The 19977-nt window shown below is 73.3% G+C and carries 25 protein-coding genes; 14 read left to right on the top strand and 11 right to left on the bottom strand.

What is annotated here, in order from left to right; genetic code table 11:
- Position 1: 1 nt before the first annotated feature.
- Positions 2-388 carry a DUF1304 domain-containing protein gene (locus AC1DWH_RS15125; protein WP_477094362.1) on the bottom strand — a complete coding sequence of 129 codons (387 nt, stop codon included), beginning with the start codon at positions 386-388 and terminating at the stop codon, positions 2-4.
- 35 nt (positions 389-423) lie between these two features.
- Between AC1DWH_RS15125 and AC1DWH_RS15120 the strand changes: the two genes are divergently transcribed.
- From AC1DWH_RS15120 to AC1DWH_RS15110, 3 genes are all read left to right on the top strand, one after another.
- A complete protein-coding gene (locus AC1DWH_RS15120; protein WP_477094361.1) occupies positions 424-1293 on the top strand; it encodes a 3-methyladenine DNA glycosylase in 870 nt (289 codons plus the stop codon).
- 67 nt (positions 1294-1360) lie between these two features.
- Positions 1361-2026, top strand: coding sequence for a response regulator transcription factor (locus AC1DWH_RS15115; protein WP_456847306.1), 666 nt, complete (start codon positions 1361-1363; stop codon positions 2024-2026).
- On the top strand, positions 2023-3255 hold the full coding sequence (locus AC1DWH_RS15110; protein WP_477094360.1) for a sensor histidine kinase: 1233 nt from the start codon (positions 2023-2025) through the stop codon (positions 3253-3255). Before AC1DWH_RS15115 ends, AC1DWH_RS15110 begins: the two co-directional genes overlap by 4 nt.
- Here the strand turns inward: AC1DWH_RS15110 and AC1DWH_RS15105 are convergent.
- Together AC1DWH_RS15105 and AC1DWH_RS15100 are read right to left on the bottom strand one after the other, a co-directional pair.
- Positions 3227-3964, bottom strand: coding sequence for an FAD:protein FMN transferase (locus AC1DWH_RS15105; RefSeq protein ID WP_477094359.1), 738 nt, complete (start codon positions 3962-3964; stop codon positions 3227-3229). The genes AC1DWH_RS15110 and AC1DWH_RS15105 overlap by 29 nt on opposite strands.
- 3 nt (positions 3965-3967) lie before the next feature.
- Positions 3968-4237 carry an FMN-binding protein gene (locus AC1DWH_RS15100; RefSeq protein ID WP_456846470.1) on the bottom strand — a complete coding sequence of 90 codons (270 nt, stop codon included), beginning with the start codon at positions 4235-4237 and terminating at the stop codon, positions 3968-3970.
- Between AC1DWH_RS15100 and AC1DWH_RS15095 the strand changes: the two genes are divergently transcribed.
- Entirely contained in the window at positions 4230-4472 is a 243-nt protein-coding gene (locus AC1DWH_RS15095) for a hypothetical protein (protein ID WP_477094358.1), read from the top strand. The genes AC1DWH_RS15100 and AC1DWH_RS15095 overlap by 8 nt on opposite strands.
- Before the next feature lie 25 nt (positions 4473-4497).
- Here the strand turns inward: AC1DWH_RS15095 and AC1DWH_RS15090 are convergent, their stop codons facing one another.
- From AC1DWH_RS15090 to AC1DWH_RS15080, 3 genes are all read right to left on the bottom strand, one after another.
- Entirely contained in the window at positions 4498-5862 is a 1365-nt protein-coding gene (locus tag AC1DWH_RS15090) for a ferredoxin reductase family protein (protein ID WP_456846472.1), read from the bottom strand.
- Between the two features lie 66 nt (positions 5863-5928).
- Entirely contained in the window at positions 5929-6663 is a 735-nt protein-coding gene (locus AC1DWH_RS15085; RefSeq protein WP_477094357.1) for a glutamine amidotransferase, read from the bottom strand.
- Positions 6660-7538, bottom strand: coding sequence for an oxygenase MpaB family protein (locus AC1DWH_RS15080; protein ID WP_477094356.1), 879 nt, complete (start codon positions 7536-7538; stop codon positions 6660-6662). The genes AC1DWH_RS15085 and AC1DWH_RS15080 overlap by 4 nt, the downstream gene beginning before the upstream one ends.
- 88 nt (positions 7539-7626) lie before the next feature.
- Here AC1DWH_RS15080 and AC1DWH_RS15075 point away from each other — a divergent pair, with 88 nt between their 5' ends.
- Positions 7627-8397, top strand: a complete 771-nt coding sequence (locus AC1DWH_RS15075; RefSeq protein ID WP_477094355.1) for an MBL fold metallo-hydrolase — start codon at positions 7627-7629, stop codon at positions 8395-8397.
- Positions 8398-8456: 59 nt separating this feature from the next.
- Entirely contained in the window at positions 8457-9020 is a 564-nt protein-coding gene (locus AC1DWH_RS15070; protein ID WP_477094354.1) for a hypothetical protein, read from the top strand.
- Positions 9021-9022: 2 nt separating this feature from the next.
- Here AC1DWH_RS15070 and rnhA read toward each other — a convergent pair whose 3' ends face one another.
- Positions 9023-9451 carry a ribonuclease HI gene (gene rnhA / locus AC1DWH_RS15065; RefSeq protein ID WP_477094439.1) on the bottom strand — a complete coding sequence of 143 codons (429 nt, stop codon included), beginning with the start codon at positions 9449-9451 and terminating at the stop codon, positions 9023-9025.
- A 69-nt stretch (positions 9452-9520) separates the two neighbouring features.
- On the opposite strand from rnhA, the gene AC1DWH_RS15060 reads away from it, so the two are divergent.
- Genes AC1DWH_RS15060 through AC1DWH_RS15050 form a run of 3 tightly spaced genes read left to right on the top strand, consistent with a single transcriptional unit; the run spans position 9521 to position 12790 of the window.
- Entirely contained in the window at positions 9521-12088 is a 2568-nt protein-coding gene (locus AC1DWH_RS15060) for a DEAD/DEAH box helicase (protein ID WP_477094353.1), read from the top strand.
- Between the two features lie 3 nt (positions 12089-12091).
- Positions 12092-12484: an MmcQ/YjbR family DNA-binding protein gene (locus tag AC1DWH_RS15055; RefSeq protein WP_477094352.1), complete on the top strand. Its 393-nt coding sequence runs from the start codon at positions 12092-12094 to the stop codon at positions 12482-12484.
- A gap of 42 nt (positions 12485-12526) precedes the next feature.
- Positions 12527-12790 (top strand): hypothetical protein, encoded by a 264-nt coding sequence (locus AC1DWH_RS15050; protein ID WP_477094351.1) that lies wholly within the window; start codon positions 12527-12529, stop codon positions 12788-12790.
- Between the two features lie 3 nt (positions 12791-12793).
- On the opposite strand, the gene AC1DWH_RS15045 is transcribed toward AC1DWH_RS15050, so the two are convergent.
- Complete coding sequence (locus AC1DWH_RS15045; protein WP_456846480.1) at positions 12794-13192, bottom strand: YccF domain-containing protein; 399 nt, start codon at positions 13190-13192, stop codon at positions 12794-12796.
- A 72-nt stretch (positions 13193-13264) separates the two neighbouring features.
- On the opposite strand from AC1DWH_RS15045, the gene ybaK reads away from it, so the two are divergent.
- The 4 genes from ybaK (at position 13265) to AC1DWH_RS15025 (ending at position 15336) form a co-directional block, all read left to right on the top strand.
- Positions 13265-13762, top strand: a complete 498-nt coding sequence (gene ybaK / locus AC1DWH_RS15040; protein WP_456846481.1) for a Cys-tRNA(Pro) deacylase — start codon at positions 13265-13267, stop codon at positions 13760-13762.
- 5 nt (positions 13763-13767) lie between these two features.
- Positions 13768-14484, top strand: a complete 717-nt coding sequence (locus AC1DWH_RS15035) for a YggS family pyridoxal phosphate-dependent enzyme (RefSeq protein ID WP_477094350.1) — start codon at positions 13768-13770, stop codon at positions 14482-14484.
- A 175-nt stretch (positions 14485-14659) separates the two neighbouring features.
- Positions 14660-15031, top strand: a complete 372-nt coding sequence (locus tag AC1DWH_RS15030) for a YidH family protein (RefSeq protein ID WP_477094349.1) — start codon at positions 14660-14662, stop codon at positions 15029-15031.
- Positions 15028-15336, top strand: coding sequence for a DUF202 domain-containing protein (locus tag AC1DWH_RS15025; RefSeq protein WP_456846988.1), 309 nt, complete (start codon positions 15028-15030; stop codon positions 15334-15336). Before AC1DWH_RS15030 ends, AC1DWH_RS15025 begins: the two co-directional genes overlap by 4 nt.
- 1 nt (position 15337) lies before the next feature.
- On the opposite strand, the gene AC1DWH_RS15020 is transcribed toward AC1DWH_RS15025, so the two are convergent.
- The 3 genes from AC1DWH_RS15020 to cimA form a co-directional block, all read right to left on the bottom strand.
- Positions 15338-16396, bottom strand: coding sequence for a lipoate--protein ligase family protein (locus AC1DWH_RS15020; protein ID WP_456846987.1), 1059 nt, complete (start codon positions 16394-16396; stop codon positions 15338-15340).
- 21 nt (positions 16397-16417) lie between these two features.
- Positions 16418-17290, bottom strand: coding sequence for a sensor domain-containing protein (locus AC1DWH_RS15015; protein ID WP_477094348.1), 873 nt, complete (start codon positions 17288-17290; stop codon positions 16418-16420).
- An 88-nt stretch (positions 17291-17378) separates the two neighbouring features.
- Positions 17379-19001 carry a citramalate synthase gene (gene cimA, locus AC1DWH_RS15010; RefSeq protein ID WP_456846985.1) on the bottom strand — a complete coding sequence of 541 codons (1623 nt, stop codon included), beginning with the start codon at positions 18999-19001 and terminating at the stop codon, positions 17379-17381.
- Between the two features lie 362 nt (positions 19002-19363).
- Here cimA and AC1DWH_RS15005 point away from each other — a divergent pair, with 362 nt between their 5' ends.
- A complete protein-coding gene (locus AC1DWH_RS15005; RefSeq protein ID WP_477094347.1) occupies positions 19364-19972 on the top strand; it encodes a hypothetical protein in 609 nt (202 codons plus the stop codon).
- Positions 19973-19977 lie beyond the last annotated feature (5 nt).

Raw genomic sequence — 19977 nt, 5'->3', positions numbered from 1 at the left:
GCTAGGCGAGAAGAGCGACGACCGCGAAGACCACCGCGAGCAGCGGGAACGCCCCCTGCGTGGCGGCGGCCCGGGCCATGCTGCGGTTGGTCGCGACGAGCACGAGTGCCGCCGCTAGCATCGAGCCGCAGGCCAGCAGGATCAGCGCCAGGCCGACGGTCTCCTGGCCCGCGAGCGCCAGGACCGCACCGACGATCGCGCCGATGGCGAGGAACAGGTTGTAGAAGCCCTGGTTGTACGCCCACGGCTTGACCGCCGGCACGTCCTGCGTCCGCGTCTGGAACCGCGCGTGCACCGACGGACGTTCGAACAGGACCGACTCGTAGACGAAGAACAGCACGTGCAGGAGGGCGGCGAGGACGGCGAAGACCGCCGCGGCGATGACCATCCGGGCAGTCTGCCAGCCACGCCTACCCTTGTGGTGTGCCCCTGACCGTTGCTCCCGCGCTCGACGCCACGACCTGGGCGTCGCTCGCGGCCGCGCACGCCGAGCGCGCAGACGCCTTCACGGCCGACCGACGCGAGCGCCGGTCGCGGCACCAGAAGCACGCGATCGAGGACTTCCTCTTCGAGTACTACCCGGTGACCCCGGCGGCCCTGCGCCGCTGGCACCCCGGCGTCGGCGTCGCGCTGGAGCTCCCTGCGCCCCACGCCGACTGGCGCTGGTACCGGACCGTCGACGGCACCGCCACCCTGGACGTCGACGCGTTCGTCGCCGAGCGCGGGGACACGGTGCGGTTCGTGCGCGGTCTGCTCGGTGCCACCCTCGGGCGCCCCGCGTTCACCGGCTGCTTCGGCCTGCACGAGTGGGCGATGGTCTACCGAGAGAGCGACGACGAGCACCGCCACCCGCTCCCCCTCCGCCTCGGACGGGCCGGCACCGACGCGGTCGTCGAGACCCACCGGATCCGCTGCTCGCACTTCGACGCCTACCGGTTCTTCACGCCCGAGGCCGTCGACCTGAACACCCTGCGCCCCACGCGCGAGACCCAGGTCGCGATGGAGCAGCCCGGCTGCCTGCACGCCGGCATGGACGTCTACAAGTGGGCCACCAAGCTGGGCCCGGCGGTGCCCGGCGCGCTGCTGCTCGACTGCTTCGAGCTTGCCCGAGACATCCGGACCCTCGACATGCAGGCCTCGCCGTACGACGTGACGACCTACGGCCTGGACCCGGTCGCCATCGAGACCCCCGAGGGCAAGGCCGAGTACGTGGCGCGGCAGCGCGGGTTCGCCGAGCGCGGGAACGTGCTGCGCGGCCGGCTGGTCGACGTCTGCGACGCCGTGCTGTCCTGAGCGCGGCGAGCATCGCCGAGGTGCTCCGACCGTACGATGCGAGGACGCGACGACGGAGGAGCACGGAATGCCGGAACCCGCGCAGCTGCTCCTCGTCGAGGACGACCGCCAGCTCGCGTCCATGCTCGAGCAGATCCTCGTCGCCGAGGGCTACGAGGTCGACGTCGCGCCGGACGGCCAGCGGGGCCTGCACCTGGGCCTGACGCGGTCGTACGACGTCATCGTGCTGGACCGGGGGCTGCCCGCGATCGAGGGCCTGGACCTGCTGGGCCGGCTGCGGTCGAAGGGCGTCGCCACGCCCGCGCTGGTCCTCTCCGCGCTCGGCAACCCCGCGGACCGCGTGGCCGGGCTCGACGCCGGCGCCGAGGACTACATGAGCAAGCCGTTCGACGTCGACGAGCTCGCGGCGAGGCTGCGGGCGCTACGGCGACGACGCTACGAGCACGTCGGGTCGCTGGCGGTCCCGGCGGGGACGCTCGACGTCGAGACCCGGCAGGTCACCCTCGCGTCCGGGGGCCTCGTGGACCTCTCGGAGCGGGAGTGCTCGTTGATCGAGCTGCTCGCCCGGCACCCGCGGCAGGTGTTCAGCCGGCGCGACATCCTCGATCGGGTGTTCACCGACGCCGAGGACGAGGGCGTCGTCGACACGTACGTCTACTACCTGCGCCGCAAGCTGGGACGGGCGAGCGTCGCCACCGTCCGCGGCGCGGGGTACCGGCTGGGCGCCGGATGACCGCCGAGCCCGCCACAGCGGCCGAGGGCGAGGTCCTGCGCCGCACGTCCCGCCGGCTGGGGCTGCAGACGGCCCTGCTGGTGCTCGCCTGCCTGGCCGTCGTCGGCACCGCGGTGCTGCTGGTGGTGATCCGGGCCCAGGGCGAGTCCGCGACGTCGCGGCTCGAGGGAGCCGTCCACTCGATCGACGACGCCCACGACGCCCCGCCGGGGATGTGGGTCGCCGTGGCGTCGCAGCGGGGCCTCTCGGTCTCCGACGACCTGCCCGAGAGCCTCCCCGACCTCGACGCCATGCGGGAGGTCGCTCAGTCCGGCGAGGACGTCTGGACCACCGCGCGCACGGACGCCGGGACGGTGCGCGTGCTCACCGGCTCGCACGGCGACACGGTCGTGCAGGCCGCGCTGAACCCGGCGGAGAGCCGCGAGGAGCTGCAGCGGCTCGTCCTCGCCCTGCTGGTCGCGAGTGCCGTGGGCATCGTCCTCGCCGGGCTCGGTGCCGTCTGGCTGACCCGTCGAGCGGTGCAGCCGATGGTCGCCGCGCTGAGCCTGCAGCGCCGCTTCGTCGCCGACGCGAGCCACGAGCTGCGGACTCCGCTGACGCTGCTGTCGACGCGCGCGCAGCTGCTGGACCGGCACATGACCGCCGACTGGGGCACCACCGGGCCGGACCGGGTCCAGCACGACGTCGACGGCTTGCTGGCCGACGCGGCGGCGCTCACCGCGGTGCTCGACGACATGCTCCTCGCGGCCGACGCCCGGTCCGTCGACGCCGTCCCGGTCGACGTCACCGCCGTGGTCGATGCCGTGGTCGACGCCGCGCGCGCGGCGGCCGTGGGTCGCGGCGTGGTGCTGGAGTCGTCGGGGCACGCGGGCGCGCGTGCGCTCGCCTCCCCCGTGTCGTTGCGCCGGGCGGTCACGGCTCTGGTCGACAACGCCATCGACCACGCCCGCACGCAGGTCGGGGTCGAGGTCGCCTCGCGCGCGGGGCGGGTGCTGATCCAGGTGCGCGACGACGGCCCGGGGCTCCCGCCGGACGACGTCGAGCTGTTCCGCCGGTTCGCCTCGCACCGCGACGGCAGCGCCGACGACGGCGACCGCCGGCACTACGGCATCGGTCTGGCCCTGGTCGCCGAGGTGGCCGCGCAGCACGGCGGGACGGTGACCGCCGCGGCACGCGAGGACGGCGAACCCGGCGCCGTGGTCACGCTGGAGCTGCCTGCAGCTCCGTGACGACGGCCCCGTCGGCACCGACCGCGACGACGGCCGCGGCGCCGTGCTCGACGGCCCACCGGATCCCCTCCGGCCCCATCGCGAGGACGCACGTCGCCAGCACGTCGGCCGTGGTGAGGTCGGGGGCGATCACCGTCGCGGACTGCAACCCGGTGGCGACCTCCCCGGTCCGGCCGTCCCAGACGTGCTCGCCGCGCTCGTACGTGCCGGACGTCGCGACGGCGCCGTCCCGGACCTCGAGCACGGTGAGGAACGACTGCGGGTCGGCGGGATCCCGCACGCCGACGTTCCAGCCGCGGCCGGGCTCCGGCTCCCCGCGGACGACGACGTCGCCCCCCGCGTTGAGGCAGAACGTCGTCAGCCCCGCGGCGACCAGCACGTCCGCGGCACGCTGGGCGGCCCAGCCCTTCACCACGCCGTCGGTGTCGAGCGAGCCGTCGGGCCGTCGGACGCTGAACGCTCCGCCCGACGCGGCCTCGAACCGTTCCGCGATGCCGAGCACCTCGCGCAGGTCGGCGCTGGGCTCGGGGCACTCGCCGCGGTCGAACCGGCTCACCTCGCTGTCCGGACGGAACCGGCTGAACCGACGGTCGGCGTCGTGCATCCGGTCGAACGCCTCGCGGACCACGCCCTGCACGTCGATGTCGTCGCCGTCGTGGCGGACGTCGACCGACATCGGCACGCCCATCACCAGCTCCAGGTGGCGCACGCGTCAGCCCTTCTGGTCGATGGCCGACTGCACGGACTCGGCGTAGGCCTCCGACGTGTAGGTGGCACCGGAGACGGTGTCGATGTGGGCCGACTGGGCCGAGACGACCTCCTGCGCCAGGATCGGCGTGGCCCGCTGGTTGATCATGATGCTCTCGCCGTGGCCGCCGGGCGTCTGCAGGGCCTGCACGTCGGTGATCTGGCCGGAGGCGAACGTCACCGACACCTGGACCGGGCCGTACCGGGTCTGCACCGTGGAGCCGACGATGGTCACCGTGTCGTTCGTGGTGGTCGCGGCTCCCGAGCCGGTGCTGGTAGGCGCCGAGGAGTCGGAGGAGCTCGAGGAGGAGCCGGACGAGCTCGAGGAGCCCGAGCTGGTGCTCCCCGCGGCACTCCCCGAGGAGGTCGAGGAGTCGCCCCCGGACGCGGTCGCGGCGGTCGGCTCAGGGGCCAGCACCGCGAACTTGGCGAATCCTGCGGCCCCCATCGCGGCCACAGCCCCGGTGTAGATCAGGGTCCCCCGCCAGCGTGTCGTCATGACTCGATCTCCTCTCGGTGGATGGCCGTGCGCGGGACGCCCAGGGCGCGGGCCGACCGCACGACCGCGTCGGTCATGGCCGGTGGGCCGCAGACGAAGACGTCGCGGGTGTGGATGTCGGGCACGAGCGCCCGCAGGTGCCGGGCGTCGAGCGGGTCGTACCCCAGCTGACGGCGCCGACCGGGCACGGGCAGGTACGTCAGGCTGGGCGACGGCGTGAACTCCGCCGCGAGCGCGAGCCCGGCGGCGTCGTGCGCCCGGTGCACGACCACCAGCTGGTGGCCCCGCCGGAGCAGGTCCTCCGCCAGCGCGCGCACCGGACCGACGCCCGCTCCCCCGGCGACCAGGAGCGCCTTGCGGGTGGTCGCCCGGTCCGCGGTGAAGCGCCCGAACGGGCCCTCGACCTGCACTCGCGTGCCCGGTCGGAGGGTGGCGACGGCCGACGAGTGATCGCCGAGCGCTCCGACCGTGAACCGGAGGTGGTCGCCGGTCGGCACCATCGACAGCGAGTAGGGGTGGGCGGTCCAGAGGTGCCCGGGCGCCAGGAACCGCACGAGGAAGAACTGGCCGCCACGCGCCTCCAGCGCCGCGAGCCCGCGGCCCTCGAGCCACACGCTGGCGAGCCCGGGGCCCTCGGAGACGACGGCCGAGACGCGCAGGGCGAGCCGGCGGTGCGCCATCAGCGGCAGCACGACGCGCCAGGTCAGGATCGCGGCGGCCGTCCCGGCGTACAGCAGGATCCAGAGCCCCCGCGCGATCGGTGAGTCGACGAAGTGGGTGCCGCCGGCCACCTGGTGGAAGAAGGCCAGGAAGATCCCGGCGTAGATGCTGAGGTGGATCGCGAACCAGACCTCGTAGGAGAGCTTCTGGCGGGCCAGCCGGGCGCTCGAGAGCCCGACGGCCAGGAAGAGCACGGTCCCGATCAGCGCCGGCCACAGGTAGGGCTGCCGGGCGAGGACGCCGGGGACCTCGGCCCACAGCGTCAGGCCGTCCAGCAACGAGCCGCCCACGATCATCAGGGCGACGTGCGTGAGCACCAGCAGCACGACCGAGGTGCCCAGCGAACGGTGCCAGGCGACCAGCCGGTCGAACCCGATCGCCCGCTCGAACCACGGCACCCGGGCCACCAGCAGCAGCTGCGCGCAGACCAGGTACGAGGCGAGCAGCCCTGCCAGCTCACCGAGCGCCGTCAGCGCGCCGCCGGGGGTCGAGCCCACGGTCGACGCGGTGCCCGTCCACCAGAACAGCGAGACGGCGAGGACGCCGAGCCAGATCACCGGCAGCACGCCGCTGCGCGGGCTGGTCGTCGGCTCTGCGACGCGCGGCGCTGTCGCCGGTGGTTGCCAGGTGGTCGTTGCCATGTGACGAGTCTCGCGACGAGATCTCAGAGGATTCTCCGAGTCTCCTGTCAGCAACCTGTGCGGCGCTCAGTCGCGGGCGTAGCGCCGCACGAACGCCTCGAGGATCAGCGGCGGCGCCCACACGTCGGCGGTCCGCACGCGCGCGACGACCTCGTCGTACTCCTTCGGCCGGTAGTACCCGTAGTCGCGGTACACCCCGATCCGGGTGGTGATCCCCGCCAGGTCCAGCTCGGGGTGGAACTGGGTGGCGTACAGGTTCTCCCGCACGCGGAACATCTGGACGGGGCAGGTCGCCGACGAGGCGAGCAGCACCGCGCTCGCCGGCAGCACGCGGCAGGCCTCCTTGTGCCCGACGTACGCCTCGAACGACGACGGCAGCGCCTCGAGCAGCGGGTCCGCCCGTCCGTCGTCCGTCAGCGTGACGGTCACCGCGCCGATGGGCTCGCCGTAGGTCCCGTCGATGACCGCGCCCTGGTGCACCCCCAGGGTGCCGACGCCGTAGCAGGCGCCGAGGAACGGCAGGTCACGGTCGACGACCTCGTCCAGCAGCGTGGAGACCTCGGCCTCGACCCGCCGCTGCACCGGCGACTTCTCCTGCTCCGGCTTGCTGGCGTCGAACGGGCTCCCGCCGACGATCACGCCGGAGTACCGATCGAGCGACACGGGCAGGAACGGCGCCTGCTCCATCCGGACGCGCTCGAGGTCGTCGGCCCGCAGCCCGCCGAACCGCCGGAAGGCGGCTTCCTCCCCGTCCGCGGCGACGTCCTCGGCGCGCGAGCTGAGCAGCAGGAACGGCTTCATCTCGCGCCCGTCGTCACCCTGCTCGCGTCCTCCGGCCCGAGCATCCAGCGGATCGACCGTGTCGCGACCCCGCCCGCCGTCCGTGCCGCCGCCAGCCCGACGCGACCGGGGCGGTCCAGGCCGAGCAGCTCGAACGACCACGCCGGCATCGAGGCGACCGCGGCCCGCGCCAGCATCGTGTAGCCGGGTCGCAGCGAGCGTGGCACCGGCGGCTCGTGCAGCAGGAAGTCGGCGGCCTCGCGCGCGGCGGTCGACGGCGCGAGCGCGGGGCGGAACTCCTCGAGCGCCTTGCCCAGCTCGGCGACGGACTCGGGCACCCGCTCGGCGCCGAGCGCGACGGCGACGCGCGAGGCCTGGGCGACGTACTCGTCGGCTCCGGCGGCGTCGAGCGGGCGTTGCCCGTACACGCGGTGCGACCGCAGGAAGCTGTCGACCTCGGCCACGTGCACCCAGCGCAGCAGCGTGGGGTCCCCGGCGAAGTACTCGAGCCCGTCGGGAGTCGTCCCGCGGATCCGCTCGTGCACCCACCGCACCCGGTCGATCGCGGCCGTCGCGTCGTCGATGGTGCCGAACGTCGTGACCGCCAGGAAGGTGCTGGTCCGCGCGAGCCGCCCCCACGGGTCGCCGCGGTACCCGGAGTGCGCCGCGACCGCCGCCATCGCCGCGGGGTGCAGCGACTGCAGCAGCAGCGCCCGCATGCCGCCGACGAACATCGAGGCGTCGCCGTGGACGGTCCGGATGGCCGAGCCGGGCGGGTACCAGCGGGGGCCGGGCGTGCCGTGGATGCGCTCGCGGCTGGCCAGCCCGTCCGGTCCTGCGACGCGCAGGAACAGCTGGGTGCCTGCCCGGTCCCGCGCGGCGGCGAGGCTCTGCACGACGGCTCCTCCCGCTCGGCGGTTCCCCTGCCCGTCGATGGTAGGTCGCGCTGTACCGTCCCCGCCCGGTCACGCCATGCTGACCCCCATGACCACGCTCACCCACGTCGGCGGTCCGACGCTGCTCATCGAGATCGACGGCTGGCGGCTGCTCACCGACCCGACGTTCGAGGCGCCCGGCCGCGGGTACTCGTTCGGCTGGGGATCGCACGGCACCAAGGTCGCCGGACCGTCGGTGAGCCTGGAGGACCTCGGCCCGATCGACGCCGTCCTGCTCACCCACGACCAGCACGCGGACAACCTCGACGACGCCGGCCGGGCGCTGCTGCCGTCCGTCGGCAAGGTCCTCACCACCGTGCCCGCCGCGCGGCGCCTCGGTGGCAACGCCGTCGGGCTCGAGCCGTGGCGCACGACCACGCTGGAGGGCCCGGACCGGCCGTCGCTCACCGTGATCGCGACCCCCGGACGGCACGGACCGCGGTTCAGCCGCCCGATCGTCGGCGACGTGACCGGGTTCGCGATCAAGCGCTCGGGCGCCGACGAGGTCGCCGTCTGGGTCTCGGGCGACACCGTGCTGTGCGAGGCGGTACGGGACGTCACGCGCCGGCTGACGGTCGACGTGGCCGTGCTGCACCTGGGCGCCGTGCAGTTCGGGATCAGTGGTCCGATCCGCTACACGTTCACCGCGCGCGAGGGCGCCGAGGTCGTCGGCCTGCTGCGGCCGCGGGTCGTCGTCCCCGTGCACTACGAGGGCTGGTCGCACTTCCGGCAGGGCCGCGACGTCATCGAGCCGGCGCTGGCGGCGACGGGCGCGGACGTGCGCTGGCTCGAGAGCGGCCGGGCGACGGAGATGGGCTGATCGGGTGAGCCGCCCGGGACCCGACACCCGGACGACCGCGTCCACGCCACGATGAGCCGGTGCTCGCCCACCGTCGCCTGCTCGTGCCTCTCGCCGCGGGCCTCGTCCTGGCGGGTGCCGGCACTGCCGTCTGGCTGAACCGGTCACCCGCGCCGCTGGCGCCCCTCGCGGTCGAGACGCTGGCACCCCCCACCGGTATCCACCTGCCCGCGCACGTGGTCGCCGGCGGCCACGACGGGACGGCGTTCTCTCTCGACGCCCCCGCGCAGGGCGAGCTCGGCGGCAACCTCTACACCATCCCGCTGGCGGCTCCGCCGACGCTCTCCTCCGTGGGCATCCTCTGGCTGGAACCCGTCGACGTGTTCCGCTCGCTCGAGAGCTACACCGACTGGCAGCGGCGGGATCCGGAGGACTCGCACGTCGTCGGGGATCCGGTGATCGAGCACAGCGCGCTGGGCGAGGCGGTCCGCAAGGACCTGGTGCTGACGACGGGAGTCACCATCACGCAGTGGGCCGTCGAGCACGACGGGCTCCTCTACCTGGTCGAGTGGGCGCACCGCCCGGACGACGCGACCTGGCAGCCGACGGTCGAGGCCATGATCGCGTCCTGGCGCTGGGCCTGACCTCAGCCGCCGGCGCGCACCAGCTCGACGCCCCGGTTGGCCAGCTGGTCCGCGCGCTCGTTGCCCGGGTCCCCGGCGTGGCCCTTGACCCAGACCCAGACGACGGCGTGCCGGGCGACCTCGGCGTCGAGGGCCTCCCAGAGGTCCTGGTTCTTCACCGGCTTCTTGTCCCCGGTGCGCCAGCCGTTGCGCTTCCAGCCGGCGACCCACTTGGTGACGCCGTTCATCACGTAGGTCGAGTCCACGTGCAGCGTCACGGTGCACGGCTTGGTCAGCGCGCGCAGACCCTCGATCACCGCGGTGAGCTCCATGCGGTTGTTGGTGGTCAGCGGCTCGCCGCCGAACAGCTCGCGCTCGTGCTCGCCGTAGCGCATCCAGGCACCCCAGCCACCCACCCCCGGGTTGCCCTTGCAGGCGCCGTCGGTCCACATGTCGACGGCCGGTCGCTCGCTCACGGCCCACACCCTAGACGTCGGCGCGCGTGGGACCATCGACGCACGATGAGCACCCCCACGCTGGCCGATCGCATCCCGGCCGATCCCACCGACTCCGACGCGCTGTACGAGGCCTTCACCGGCTGGGCCGACGACCAGGGGCTGACCCTGTACCCGCACCAGGACGAGGCCCTGCTCGAGCTGGTGACCGGTGCGCACGTGATCCTGTCCACCCCGACGGGCTCGGGGAAGTCGCTCGTCGCCGTGGCGGCCCACTTCGTCGCCCTGGCCCAGGGCCGCCGGACGTACTACACCGCCCCGCTCAAGGCGCTGGTCAGCGAGAAGTTCTTCGCGCTGGTCGAGGCGTTCGGCTCGGCGAACGTCGGCATGATGACCGGCGACTCGGCGGTCAACCCGGGCGCCCCGATCATCTGCTGCACGGCGGAGATCCTGGCCAACGTGGCCCTGCGCGACGGCGACGACGCCGACGTCGGCCAGGTGGTCATGGACGAGTTCCACTTCTACGCCGACCCGCAGCGCGGCTGGGCGTGGCAGGTGCCGCTGCTCGAGCTGAGGAAGGTCCAGTTCGTGCTCATGTCCGCGACGCTCGGCGACGTCGGCTTCTTCGCCGAGGACATCACGCGCCGGACCCACCAGCCGGTCGCCGTGATCGCGAACGCCGAACGGCCCGTGCCGCTGACGTTCACCTATGCGATCGAGCCGCTGCACGAGCTGCTGGACGAGCTGGTCAAGACCCGTCGGGCCCCCGTCTACGTCGTTCACTTCACGCAGAAGGAGGCCGTCGAGCGGGCGCAGTCGCTCATGTCGACGCCGCTGGCCAGCCGCGAGCAGCGGGACCGGATCGCCGACGAGATCGCGGGCTTCCGGTTCGGTCCGGGCTTCGGGCGCACGCTCAACCGGCTGCTCCGGCACGGGGTCGGTGTGCACCACGCGGGGATGCTGCCCAAGTACCGCCGGGTGGTCGAGCGGCTGACGCAGAAGGGTCTGCTGCCGGTCGTCTGCGGCACGGACACGCTCGGCGTCGGCATCAACGTGCCCATCCGCACGGTGCTGCTGACCAGCCTGGTGAAGTACGACGGGGTCCGGATGCGGCACCTGTCTGCACGCGAGTTCCACCAGATCGCCGGCCGCGCCGGCCGGGCAGGCTTCGACACCGTCGGCGAGGTCATCGTCCTGGCCCCGGAGCACGTGATCGAGAACCGCAAGCTGCTCGAGAAGGCGGGCGACGACCCCCGCAAGCTGAAGAAGATCGTCCGCAAGAAGGCCCCCGAGGGGCAGGTCAACTGGACCGACAGCACGTTCGAGCGCCTGCGCGACGCCCCGCCCGAGCCCCTGACCAGCAGCTTCGCCGTGTCGCACGCGATGGTCCTGCACGTGCTGGCCCGCGACGGCGACCCGGTCGCGGCGATGACGAAGCTGCTCACCGACAACCACGAGCCGCCGGGCGCACAGGGCAGGCACGTGCGCCAGGCCATCGCCGTGTACCGCTCCCTGCGGGCGGCCGGCGTGATCGAGCGCCCCTGGGTCGAGGACCCGACGGCTCCGCACGGGCGCCGCCGAGCGGTGCAGCTCACGGCGGAGCTGGCGCCGAACTTTGCGCTCAACCAGGCCCTGTCCCCGTTCGCGTACGCGGCTCTCGACCTGCTCGACCGCGACGACCCGGCGTACGCGCACGACGTCGTCTCGGTCATCGAGGCCACTCTCGACGACCCCCGCCAGGTGCTCTCCGCGCAGGAGAACCGCGCCAGGGGCGAGGCCGTCGCGCAGATGAAGTCGGACGGGCTCGAGTACGACCAGCGCATGGCCCTGCTCGAGGACGTCGGCTACCCCAAGCCGCTCGCGGAGCTGCTCGAGGCCATGTTCGTCACCTACCGGCAGACCAACCCGTGGGTCGCGGACCTGGCCCTGTCCCCCAAGTCCGTGGTGCGCGACATGCACGAGCGCGCCATGAGCTTCGCCGAGTACGTCGCGTACTACCAGCTGGACCGGACCGAGGGCGTGCTGCTGCGCTACCTCGCCGACGCCTATCGGGCCCTGCGCCAGACGGTCCCGGAGGAGGCGCGCACCGAAGAGCTGTGGGAGATCATCGAGTGGCTGGGCGACCTGGTCCGGCGCACCGACTCGAGCCTGCTGGACGAGTGGGAGCGGCTCAGCAACCCCCTCGACGAGCACGGCGCCGACGCCCCCGGCGGGATCGACGAGGACGTCCCCGAGCCGATCACCGCCAACCCGCGCGTGTTCCGGGCGCTCGTCCGCGGGGCCCTGTTCCGTCGGGTCGAGCTCGCGGCGCGCGAGTACTACGGCGGTCTCGCGCAGCTGGGCGACCTCGACCCCGACGAGGTGCCGTGGGACGCCGAGCGCTGGCGGACCGCGCTCGACCCGTTCTACGACGACCACGACGAGATCCTCACGGGCGCCCCGGCGCGCGGCCCGGCACTGTTCCAGGTCACCCCGGGCCGCGGCTCGTGGCAGGTGCGTCAGCTGCTCGACGACCCCGAGGGCGACCACGACTGGCGCATCGACGCGGTGGTCGACCTGGCGGGATCCGACGAGACCGGCGAGGTGCAGCTGCGGATCGCGGTGGTCGGGCCGCTGGGCGACCTGACAGGCTGAGCCATGGCCACCTGGGACGACGTCCGTCGCGAGATCGCCGCGCTGCCGGAGACGTCGCAGGGGACCGGGCTGGACTGGAGCATCCGGTCCAAGCCGCTCGCGTGGGACCGGCCGTTGCGCGTGAAGGACCGGGAGGCGCTCGGCGCGTCTGCGCCCGGGGGACCGATCCTCTGCGCACGGGTGCCCGGGCTCGAGGCCAAGGACGAGCTGATCGCCCGCCTGCCCGACGTCTACTTCACGACGCCGCACTTCCACGGCTACCCGGCGATCCTCGTGCGTCTCGACGTCATCGACGTGCCCGAGCTGCGGGACCTGCTCACGGAGGCGTGGCTGGCGCAGGCACCCCGGCGGCTCGCGGCGCGGTGGCTGGACGCCCACCCCGACGGTCCCGGCTGAGACGCCGACCGAGCACGCCCGCGGACCGGCTACCGTTCGCGCATGGCGACAGACCCGGCGACCCAGCCGTCCGAGCGCCGCGGGAGGTCACCGCGGTTCGTGTTCCTGGCCTGCCTGGCGGCCGCGCTGGTGTCCTCGTTCGTGCTGCAGAACCTGGTGGCGCTCCTGGTCGCGGTGGTGCTCGTGGTGACCGCGATGGTGCTCCAGCTGCGCGGCAGGAACCCGGCCACCTGGTTCGCGGCCGGCACCGGCGTCGCGGCCGGCGCGCTGATCTACCTGATCGTCATCCAGCTCGTCGGACGGTAGGCCTCACTGCCCGTAGGCGGCCATGATCCGGTCCGACGGGACGATCTGCTTGCCCAGCGGGAACAGCGAGATGGGCACCATCTTCCAGTTCGCCAGCGCGAGCGGGATCCCGATGATCGTGATCGCCTCCGCGATGCCCGTGACGATGTGCATGAGCGCCAGCCACCAGCCGGCCACGATCACCCAGATGATGTTGCCGATCACGGACCAGGCTCCGGCCGTGGGCTTGTCGACGACCGTGCGCCCGAACGGCCACAGGGCGTAGCTGGCCATCCGGAACGACGCGATGCCGAACGGGATCGTCACGATGAGGATGCAGCAGATGATCCCGGCGATCACGTACCCGATGGCCAGCCACAGCCCGGCGAGCACGAGCCAGATGATGTTCAGCAGCGTCTTCACCGGGCCAGCCTGCACCCTGCGCGGTCGTGGGCGGTATCCGGGACCACCCTGATCGGCCCCTATCGTTGCGACGTGGCGAAGAAGGAGCACACCCCGGTCGGCACCCCCGCGCTCGTCGCGCTCGCCGCGGCCGGTGTCCCGCACACGGCGCACGCGTACGAGCACGACCCCGCGAGCTCGCTCGGCTACGGGCTCGAGGCCGCGGACGCGCTGGGGGTGCCCGCCGAGCAGGTGTTCAAGACCCTGATGACGGTGGTGGACGGCACGCTCACGGTCGCCGTCGTGCCCGTGACCGGCCAGCTGGACCTCAAGGCCCTCGCGCACGCGGTCGGCGCCAAGAAGGCCACCATGGCGGCGAAGCCGGACGCGGAGCGCGCGACCGGGTACGTCGTGGGCGGGATCTCCCCGCTGGGCCAGCGGACCCCGCACCCCACGGTCGTCGACGAGACCGCCTGGCTGTTCGACACCGTCCTGGTCTCCGGCGGCCGGCGCGGCCTCGACGTCGAGCTAGCCCCGGACGACCTGGTGCGCCTCACCGCGGCCGTCGTCGCGGACATCGCGAAGGGCTGACCGGCGTGGACGATCACGGCCTTGCCGGCCGGCTGGCGCAGGTGCGCGGGCGGGTGGCCGCGGCGGCCCGGGCGGCGGGACGCGACCCGCGCAAGGTCCGGCTCCTGCTGGCCACCAAGACGCAGCCGGCCGACCTCGTCCGCGCCGCGCTCGAGGCCGATCGCGAGGCCCGCGCCACCGACCCGACCCACCTCCCGGTGCTGGTCGGCGAGAACCGGGTGCAGGAGCTCGTCGCCAAGGGCCCCGAGCTGGCCGGGCTGGCCGACCTGCACCTGATCGGCCCGCTGCAGTCGAACAAGGTCAACGCCGCGCTGCGCTGGGCCTCGTGCGTCGAGTCGGTCGCGTCGCTGGAGCTGGCGGAGCGGCTGTCGGCGCGCGCGATGGAGGTGCTGGACGTGTACCTGCAGGTCAACGTGTCGGGCGAGGCGAGCAAGCACGGCGTGAGCCCGTCGCAGGCCGTCGACCTGGCCGGTGCGGTCGCCGCGCTGCCGGGCCTGCGGGTGGCGGGCCTGATGACGGTGGGCGCGCGTTCCGACGACGACGGCGTCGTGCGTGCCGGGTACGCGTTGCTGCGCGGTCTGCGGGACCAGATCGTCGCCTCGGGGACTCAGACGGCGACGGAGCTGTCCATGGGCATGAGCGGCGACCTGGAGCTCGCGATCGCGGAGGGCGCGACGCTCGTGCGCATCGGAAGCGCGGTCTTCGGCGCCCGCCCGACGTGACCGCCACGCAGCAGCACCACCTGGGCGGTCCGGACGGAGGCGCGCGGGTGCGCGGCGAGCTCGCGGGCGCGCAGCACGGTCAGGCGACGCAGCTGACGGTCAAGATCGGGGTCCATGTCACTCCTTCGTCGAGCGTCAGGAGCACGCCGGAGTCGGGCTGATACAAGATGGGCGCATGGATGACGAGCAGGACGGCCGGTTCCCCCGGTGGGTGTACCGGGCCGGGACCGATCCGGACGCCCGGTTCTCGCTGGCCAACGAGCGGACGTTCCTCGCCTGGATCCGCACCTCGCTGGCGCTGCTCGCCGGCGGCGTGGCGCTCGAGGCCCTGAACCTGCCCGTCCAGACCGACCTGCGGTTCGCCGCGGCGATGGTGCTCGTCGCCCTCGGCGCGGTCGCACCGGTGCTCGCCTGGCTCGGCTGGGCCCGCGCCGAGCGCTCGGTGCGGACCAGAACCCCGCTGCCGGCACCCTCGGCGTTCGGCCTCCTCGTCGTCGGCGTGTGCGTCGCCGGCGGCCTCGTCCTGGTGGGGCTGGCGCTCGCGTGACCGACGCGGCGCCGACGACGCTCGCGGTCGAGCGCACCCACCTCGCGTGGCGGCGCACGGCGCTCGGGCTGTTCGGCGGCGGGATCGCGGCGGCTCACCTGCTCCAGGAGTTCGTCGGCCTCTCGGCGTGGAGCCTCGCCGGCGTCGGACTCGTCGCGGCGGCCGCACTCACCATCTCGTCGCACCGGCGCCATCTGGTGGGCCGCTCAGTACCTCCCGGCGGCCGCCTGGTGACCGTCTGCGCGCTCTCGCTGATCGTGATGGGCATCGCCGCCGTGGCGTTCGTGCTGCTGCACGGCGCCTGAGTCACGGGACGCGCGCGGTCCACCCCGGGTCCGAGAACTTGGTCCGCATCAGCTCGCCCGCCCGCTCCAGCTCCTCGGGCCGCAGCACGCCGTCGACGGTCGGGTAGCGGGCGCGGAAGTGCGCGGCGAACGCGGCGATGACGGCCTCGCGCGGCAGCTGGGTCTGGGACCGGACGGGGTCGACGCGCTTGTTCGCGCTCGTCGTCCCCTTGTCCGAGAGCTTCTCGCGGCCGATCCGGAGCACCTCGAGCATCTTGTCCGCGTCGATGTCGTAGGACATGGTCACGTGGTGCAGCACCGCGCCGCCGACCATCCGCTTCTGCGCCGAGCCCGCCAGCTTGCCCGCCGGTGACGCGATGTCGTTGAGCCCGCTGGTGAAGGCCTGCACCCCGACGTCCGCGAGCGCGCCCAGCACCCACTGGTTGAGGTACGCGTAGGACTCCTCGAACGTCATGGCGTCGACCAGCGACGCGGGCACCACCAGCGAGAACGTGATGCAGTTGCCCGCCTCCATGAACATCGCGCCGCCGCCGGAGATCCGCCGCACCACCGTGATGCCGTAGCGCTCGGCGGCCTCGAGGTCGACCTCGTTGCGCAGCGACTGGAACGACCCGATGATCACCGCCGGCTCGACCCACTCCCAGAACCGCAGGGTGGGCCCCCGCCGGCCGGCCGCGAGCTCCTCGGTGAGCACCTGGTCGAGCGCCGCGTGCACGGCGGGTGGCAGCGGGCCGGGGTGGATCAGCTCGAACGTGTGGTCGCCCCACGCGCTCGACAGGCCGAGCGCCCGACGCACCGCGACGGCCACGGCGTGGGCGTCGAACCCGACCATCGTGACGGGCTCGTGCTGCGCGTCGAGAGCGCTGGTCACGGCCTCGGTCAGCCGGCTCACCGGTGCGTCGCGCGGCAGCCCCTCGAGGGCCGACGACAGCACGGGCAGCGCCTCGTCGGGCTCCAGGAAGAAGTCGCCGCTCACGCTGACGCCGCTCAGCAGCCCGTCCACCACGTCGAGGTCGACCGCGACGAGCTTGCCGCCGGGGACCTTGTACTCACCGTGCACGGTGCCCAGCGTAGGTCGCGGTCAGCCCAGCGCCTGCACGGCCGACTGCGCGCGCTCCTGAACCATCGCGGAGAGGGTGGTCGGGTCCCCCAGGGTGGCCAGCGCGGCGTCCGCGTCACCCGTGGCGAGCGACTCGGCGGTCCACGTGACGATGGTGTTGCCGACGAGCATGTGGCCCCGGTACGAGGGCGCGTTCACGCCGGCGGCGGCGTGCGTGATCTCCTGCACGATCGACGGGTAGACGCCCTGACCCTCGATGGCCGGGTCGGCGGTCCAGGTGGCGCGGTCGACGCCGTTGTCCACCTGGGTGTACTTCGGGCAGGCGTCGACCGTCGTGACCAGCTCGCGGAACGCCTCACGCGCGGCCGCCGGGTCCGGCAGCATCACGATCTCCTGGTCGAACGTGAAGTCCGTGTTCCCCCACATCCGGGTGTCGTACCAGGTGGGCGCCTGCTCGACGACCGTGACGGCGGTGACGCACTGGTCGGGCACGATGCTGGAGCCCGGAGGCAGCCCCCACGTGCCGGTGGTGAGGAGCGGCTGCACGCCGGGCTTGGCGGCCGGGACGTCGTTGACCAGGTCCTCGGAGGTGACGAACAGCCCGGCGGCCGTGGTGGCGTCGAAGACGGCGTCCGCCCCGGGCGGCCCGACGGACACGGACGGCGACGGCAGGGTCGGCGCGGTGGTCTCGGGAGGCGGCGGCGTGACGGTCACCGACGGCGTGGGCTCGGTCTCGACCGGCTCCCACGGCTGCGCGACCAGGACGGTGACGAGCGCCAGGGCGAGCACGGCGAAGAGCAACCACCACCAGCCGCGGCGCGACCGGACCGGGCCCCCCGCCTGCGGCTCGTCCCCGGGAGCCGGGTCGACGGGCTGCGGCGCACTGCCGGACACGACCGCTCCCTCCGCACACCCGCGGCCGCGCTGCAGCGGCCGTCGGTCCGAGGCTAAGCCGCCGGGGTCGAGTGTGCAGGGATGAACTTCAGCGCGGCTGCACGCCTCGGTTGCGAAGCCCCCAGATGGCGGAGTCCGTGAGGGCCTCCCACGAGGCCTCCAGCAGGTTGGGCCCGACGCCGACGGTGCTCCACGAGCGCTGCCCGTCCGTCATCTCGATGAGCACGCGCGTGATGGCGTCGGTGCCGTGCATCGAGTCCAGGATGCGGACCTTGAAGTCGATGAGCTCGAACGTCTCGAGCTCGGGGTACACCCGCAGGAGCGCCTGGCGCAGCGCGTGGTCGAGCGCGTTGACGGGACCGTTGCCCTCGCCCGTGCTGACGATCCGCTCGCCGCCGGCGTGGAGCTTGACCGTGGCCTCCGCCGTCGCCGGTGCCCCGCGCCCGCCGGCGCGCTCGACGATGGTCCGCCACGACTCCACGCGGAAGTACTGCGGACGCTGCCCGTCGATCTCCTCGAGGAGCAGCAGCTCGAACGACGCGTCCGCAGCCTCGTACGTGTACCCGTTCGCCTCGGCGTCCTTGACCCGGTCGGTCACCCGGCCGAGCAGCTCGGGGCGCCCGGACAGGTCGAACCCGAGCTCGCGCCCCTTGAGCTCGATCGACGCGCGGCCGGCCATGTCCGAGATCAGCATGCGCATGTCGTTGCCGACGAGGGCCGGGTCCGTGTGCTGGTAGAGGTCCGGGTCCACGCGGATGGCCGACGCGTGGATGCCCGCCTTGTGCGCGAACGCGCTGGCTCCCACGTACGGCGAGCGCGCGAACGGGGAGATGTTGGTGATCTCGCTGATGGCGTGCGCGATCCGGGTCAGCTCGCTGAGCCCGCCGGGCAGCCCCTCCTCGACCTTGAGCACGGGGAGCCCGTACTTCAGCTGCAGGTTCGCGACGACCGACAGCAGGTCGGCGTTCCCCGTGCGCTCCCCGTACCCGTTGACCGTGCCCTGGACGTGGGTGCACCCGGCCTCGACGGCGGCGAGCGTGTTGGCCACCGCGCAGCCCGAGTCGTTGTGCGCGTGGATCCCCAGGATCGCCTCCGGCCCGACGGCGCCGCGGATCTCGTGCACGATGTCCGCCACCCAGGTGGGCACCATGCCGCCGTTGGTGTCGCACAGCGCGACGACCTCGGCCCCCGCCTCGAAGCCGGCCAGGACGGCGGCCCGGGAGTAGGCAGGGTCGAACCGGTAGCCGTCGAAGAAGTGCTCGGCGTCCACCACCACCCGGCGGCCCTCCCGGACCAGGAACGCCACGGTATCCGCGATCATCGCGATGTTCTCGTCGCCCGTGGTGCGCAGCGCCCGCTCGGCGTGCCGCAGGTCGTGCTTGGCGACGAGCGCGACGACCGGGGCCTCCGAGTCGACCAGCGCCCGCACCTGCGGGTCGTCGACCGCGCGGGTGCCGGCCTTGCGCGTGCTGCCGAACGCCGCCAGCTCGGCGTTGCGGAAGTCCAGCTCCTTGGCCGCCCGCTTGAAGAACTCGGTGTCCTTGGGCACCGCGCCCGGCCAGCCACCCTCGATGAAGCCGACACCGAGCTCGTCGAGCAGCGGCGCGATGGCCAGCTTGTCGGCGACGGAGAGGTTCATCCCCTCCTGCTGGGCACCGTCGCGCAGGGTCGTGTCGTAGACCTGGAACGGCGTGCTGGCGAGGACGGACACGATGGGCTCTCTTCGGTGCTGGGACGGGCGACTTGACCTCGTGCTGGCTGCTGCTTCGTCGTACTGCTCTCGGGCGGGGTGTGCCGGTGCAGTCGACGGTAGTCGGGGCGGGGGTGGTGCTCCGACCAACAAAAAGACCCCCCGGGGTACGGGAGGTCTGCGCGTCAGCGTGGTGGGCCGACGCGCTACTCGATAATGAGGGAGGAGCGGGTCACACCTGCATGGTGGCACACGTCACCCGGCGTGGTCACGCGTTCCACCCCTTGGACACCACGCTCACGGCGCGGACGACAGCGCCGAGTTGTCCGTTTCGCTAGCGTGGGCCCGTGCCGTCGACGCGGCACTCCGTCCGAGGAGGCCGCATGTCCGACCCGACTCCCCCGCCCGAGCGTCAGTCCGCCTACCCGCACTCGACGCCCCCACCGGCTCCCGCGCCGGCCCCGGCCCCCGCGCCCGTCCCGGACCCGACCGTCGTCTACCCCGCCGCACTGCAGCCGGCGGCCGTCCCGCCGCCCGTCCCTGCCGCAGCCCCCCGCGCGCCCGCCGGCCCGTCGGTCGACGCCGGGCGGTACTGGGCCGGTGTCGTCGCGACGGCGCTGGTGGCCGCGCTCGTGGGCCTGGTCGGCGTCGTCATCGTCGACCAGATCCTGAACATCGAGCTCGCGGTCAAGGACATCTTCGGCACCGACTCGACCGGCGCCGCGTACGTGGTGGGGGCCGCGCTCTTCGCCGTGGCCGCCGGCGGGCTGCTGCACCTGCTCGTGCTCACCACGCCGAAGCCCAAGGCGTTCTTCGGCTGGATCATGTTCCTGGGCACCCTCACGGCGGCGCTGTTGCCCCTCACCTGGACCGACAAGCTCGAGTCGTCGATCTCCGCGGGCATCGTGAACGCGCTCATCGGCATCGCGATCTGGTCGCTGCTGGTCGGGGTGCTCGGACGGACCCTGCGCCCCGGGACGCCCCTCGACTGACCCGG

It is taken from the genome of Cellulomonas sp. P2_F12, from assembly GCF_056403775.1.
Note: the sequence above shows the minus strand (reverse complement) of the source record. Positions and strands in the feature narration are given on the sequence as shown.

What these genes read in the sequence shown, in the direction of transcription:
- AC1DWH_RS15125 (WP_477094362.1), bottom strand. Translation starts at nt 388, where the DNA reads ATGGTCATCGCCGCGGCGGTCTTCGCCGTCCTCGCCGCCCTCCTGCAC.
- AC1DWH_RS15115 (WP_456847306.1), top strand. Translation starts at nt 1,361, where the DNA reads ATGCCGGAACCCGCGCAGCTGCTCCTCGTCGAGGACGACCGCCAGCTC.
- AC1DWH_RS15110 (WP_477094360.1), top strand. Translation starts at nt 2,023, where the DNA reads ATGACCGCCGAGCCCGCCACAGCGGCCGAGGGCGAGGTCCTGCGCCGC.
- AC1DWH_RS15095 (WP_477094358.1), top strand. Translation starts at nt 4,230, where the DNA reads ATGGTCACCGTGTCGTTCGTGGTGGTCGCGGCTCCCGAGCCGGTGCTG.
- AC1DWH_RS15090 (WP_456846472.1), bottom strand. Translation starts at nt 5,862, where the DNA reads ATGGCAACGACCACCTGGCAACCACCGGCGACAGCGCCGCGCGTCGCA.
- AC1DWH_RS15085 (WP_477094357.1), bottom strand. Translation starts at nt 6,663, where the DNA reads ATGAAGCCGTTCCTGCTGCTCAGCTCGCGCGCCGAGGACGTCGCCGCG.
- AC1DWH_RS15075 (WP_477094355.1), top strand. Translation starts at nt 7,627, where the DNA reads ATGACCACGCTCACCCACGTCGGCGGTCCGACGCTGCTCATCGAGATC.
- rnhA (WP_477094439.1), bottom strand. Translation starts at nt 9,451, where the DNA reads ATGTGGACCGACGGCGCCTGCAAGGGCAACCCGGGGGTGGGTGGCTGG.
- AC1DWH_RS15060 (WP_477094353.1), top strand. Translation starts at nt 9,521, where the DNA reads ATGAGCACCCCCACGCTGGCCGATCGCATCCCGGCCGATCCCACCGAC.
- AC1DWH_RS15055 (WP_477094352.1), top strand. Translation starts at nt 12,092, where the DNA reads ATGGCCACCTGGGACGACGTCCGTCGCGAGATCGCCGCGCTGCCGGAG.
- AC1DWH_RS15050 (WP_477094351.1), top strand. Translation starts at nt 12,527, where the DNA reads ATGGCGACAGACCCGGCGACCCAGCCGTCCGAGCGCCGCGGGAGGTCA.
- AC1DWH_RS15030 (WP_477094349.1), top strand. Translation starts at nt 14,660, where the DNA reads ATGGATGACGAGCAGGACGGCCGGTTCCCCCGGTGGGTGTACCGGGCC.
- AC1DWH_RS15005 (WP_477094347.1), top strand. Translation starts at nt 19,364, where the DNA reads ATGTCCGACCCGACTCCCCCGCCCGAGCGTCAGTCCGCCTACCCGCAC.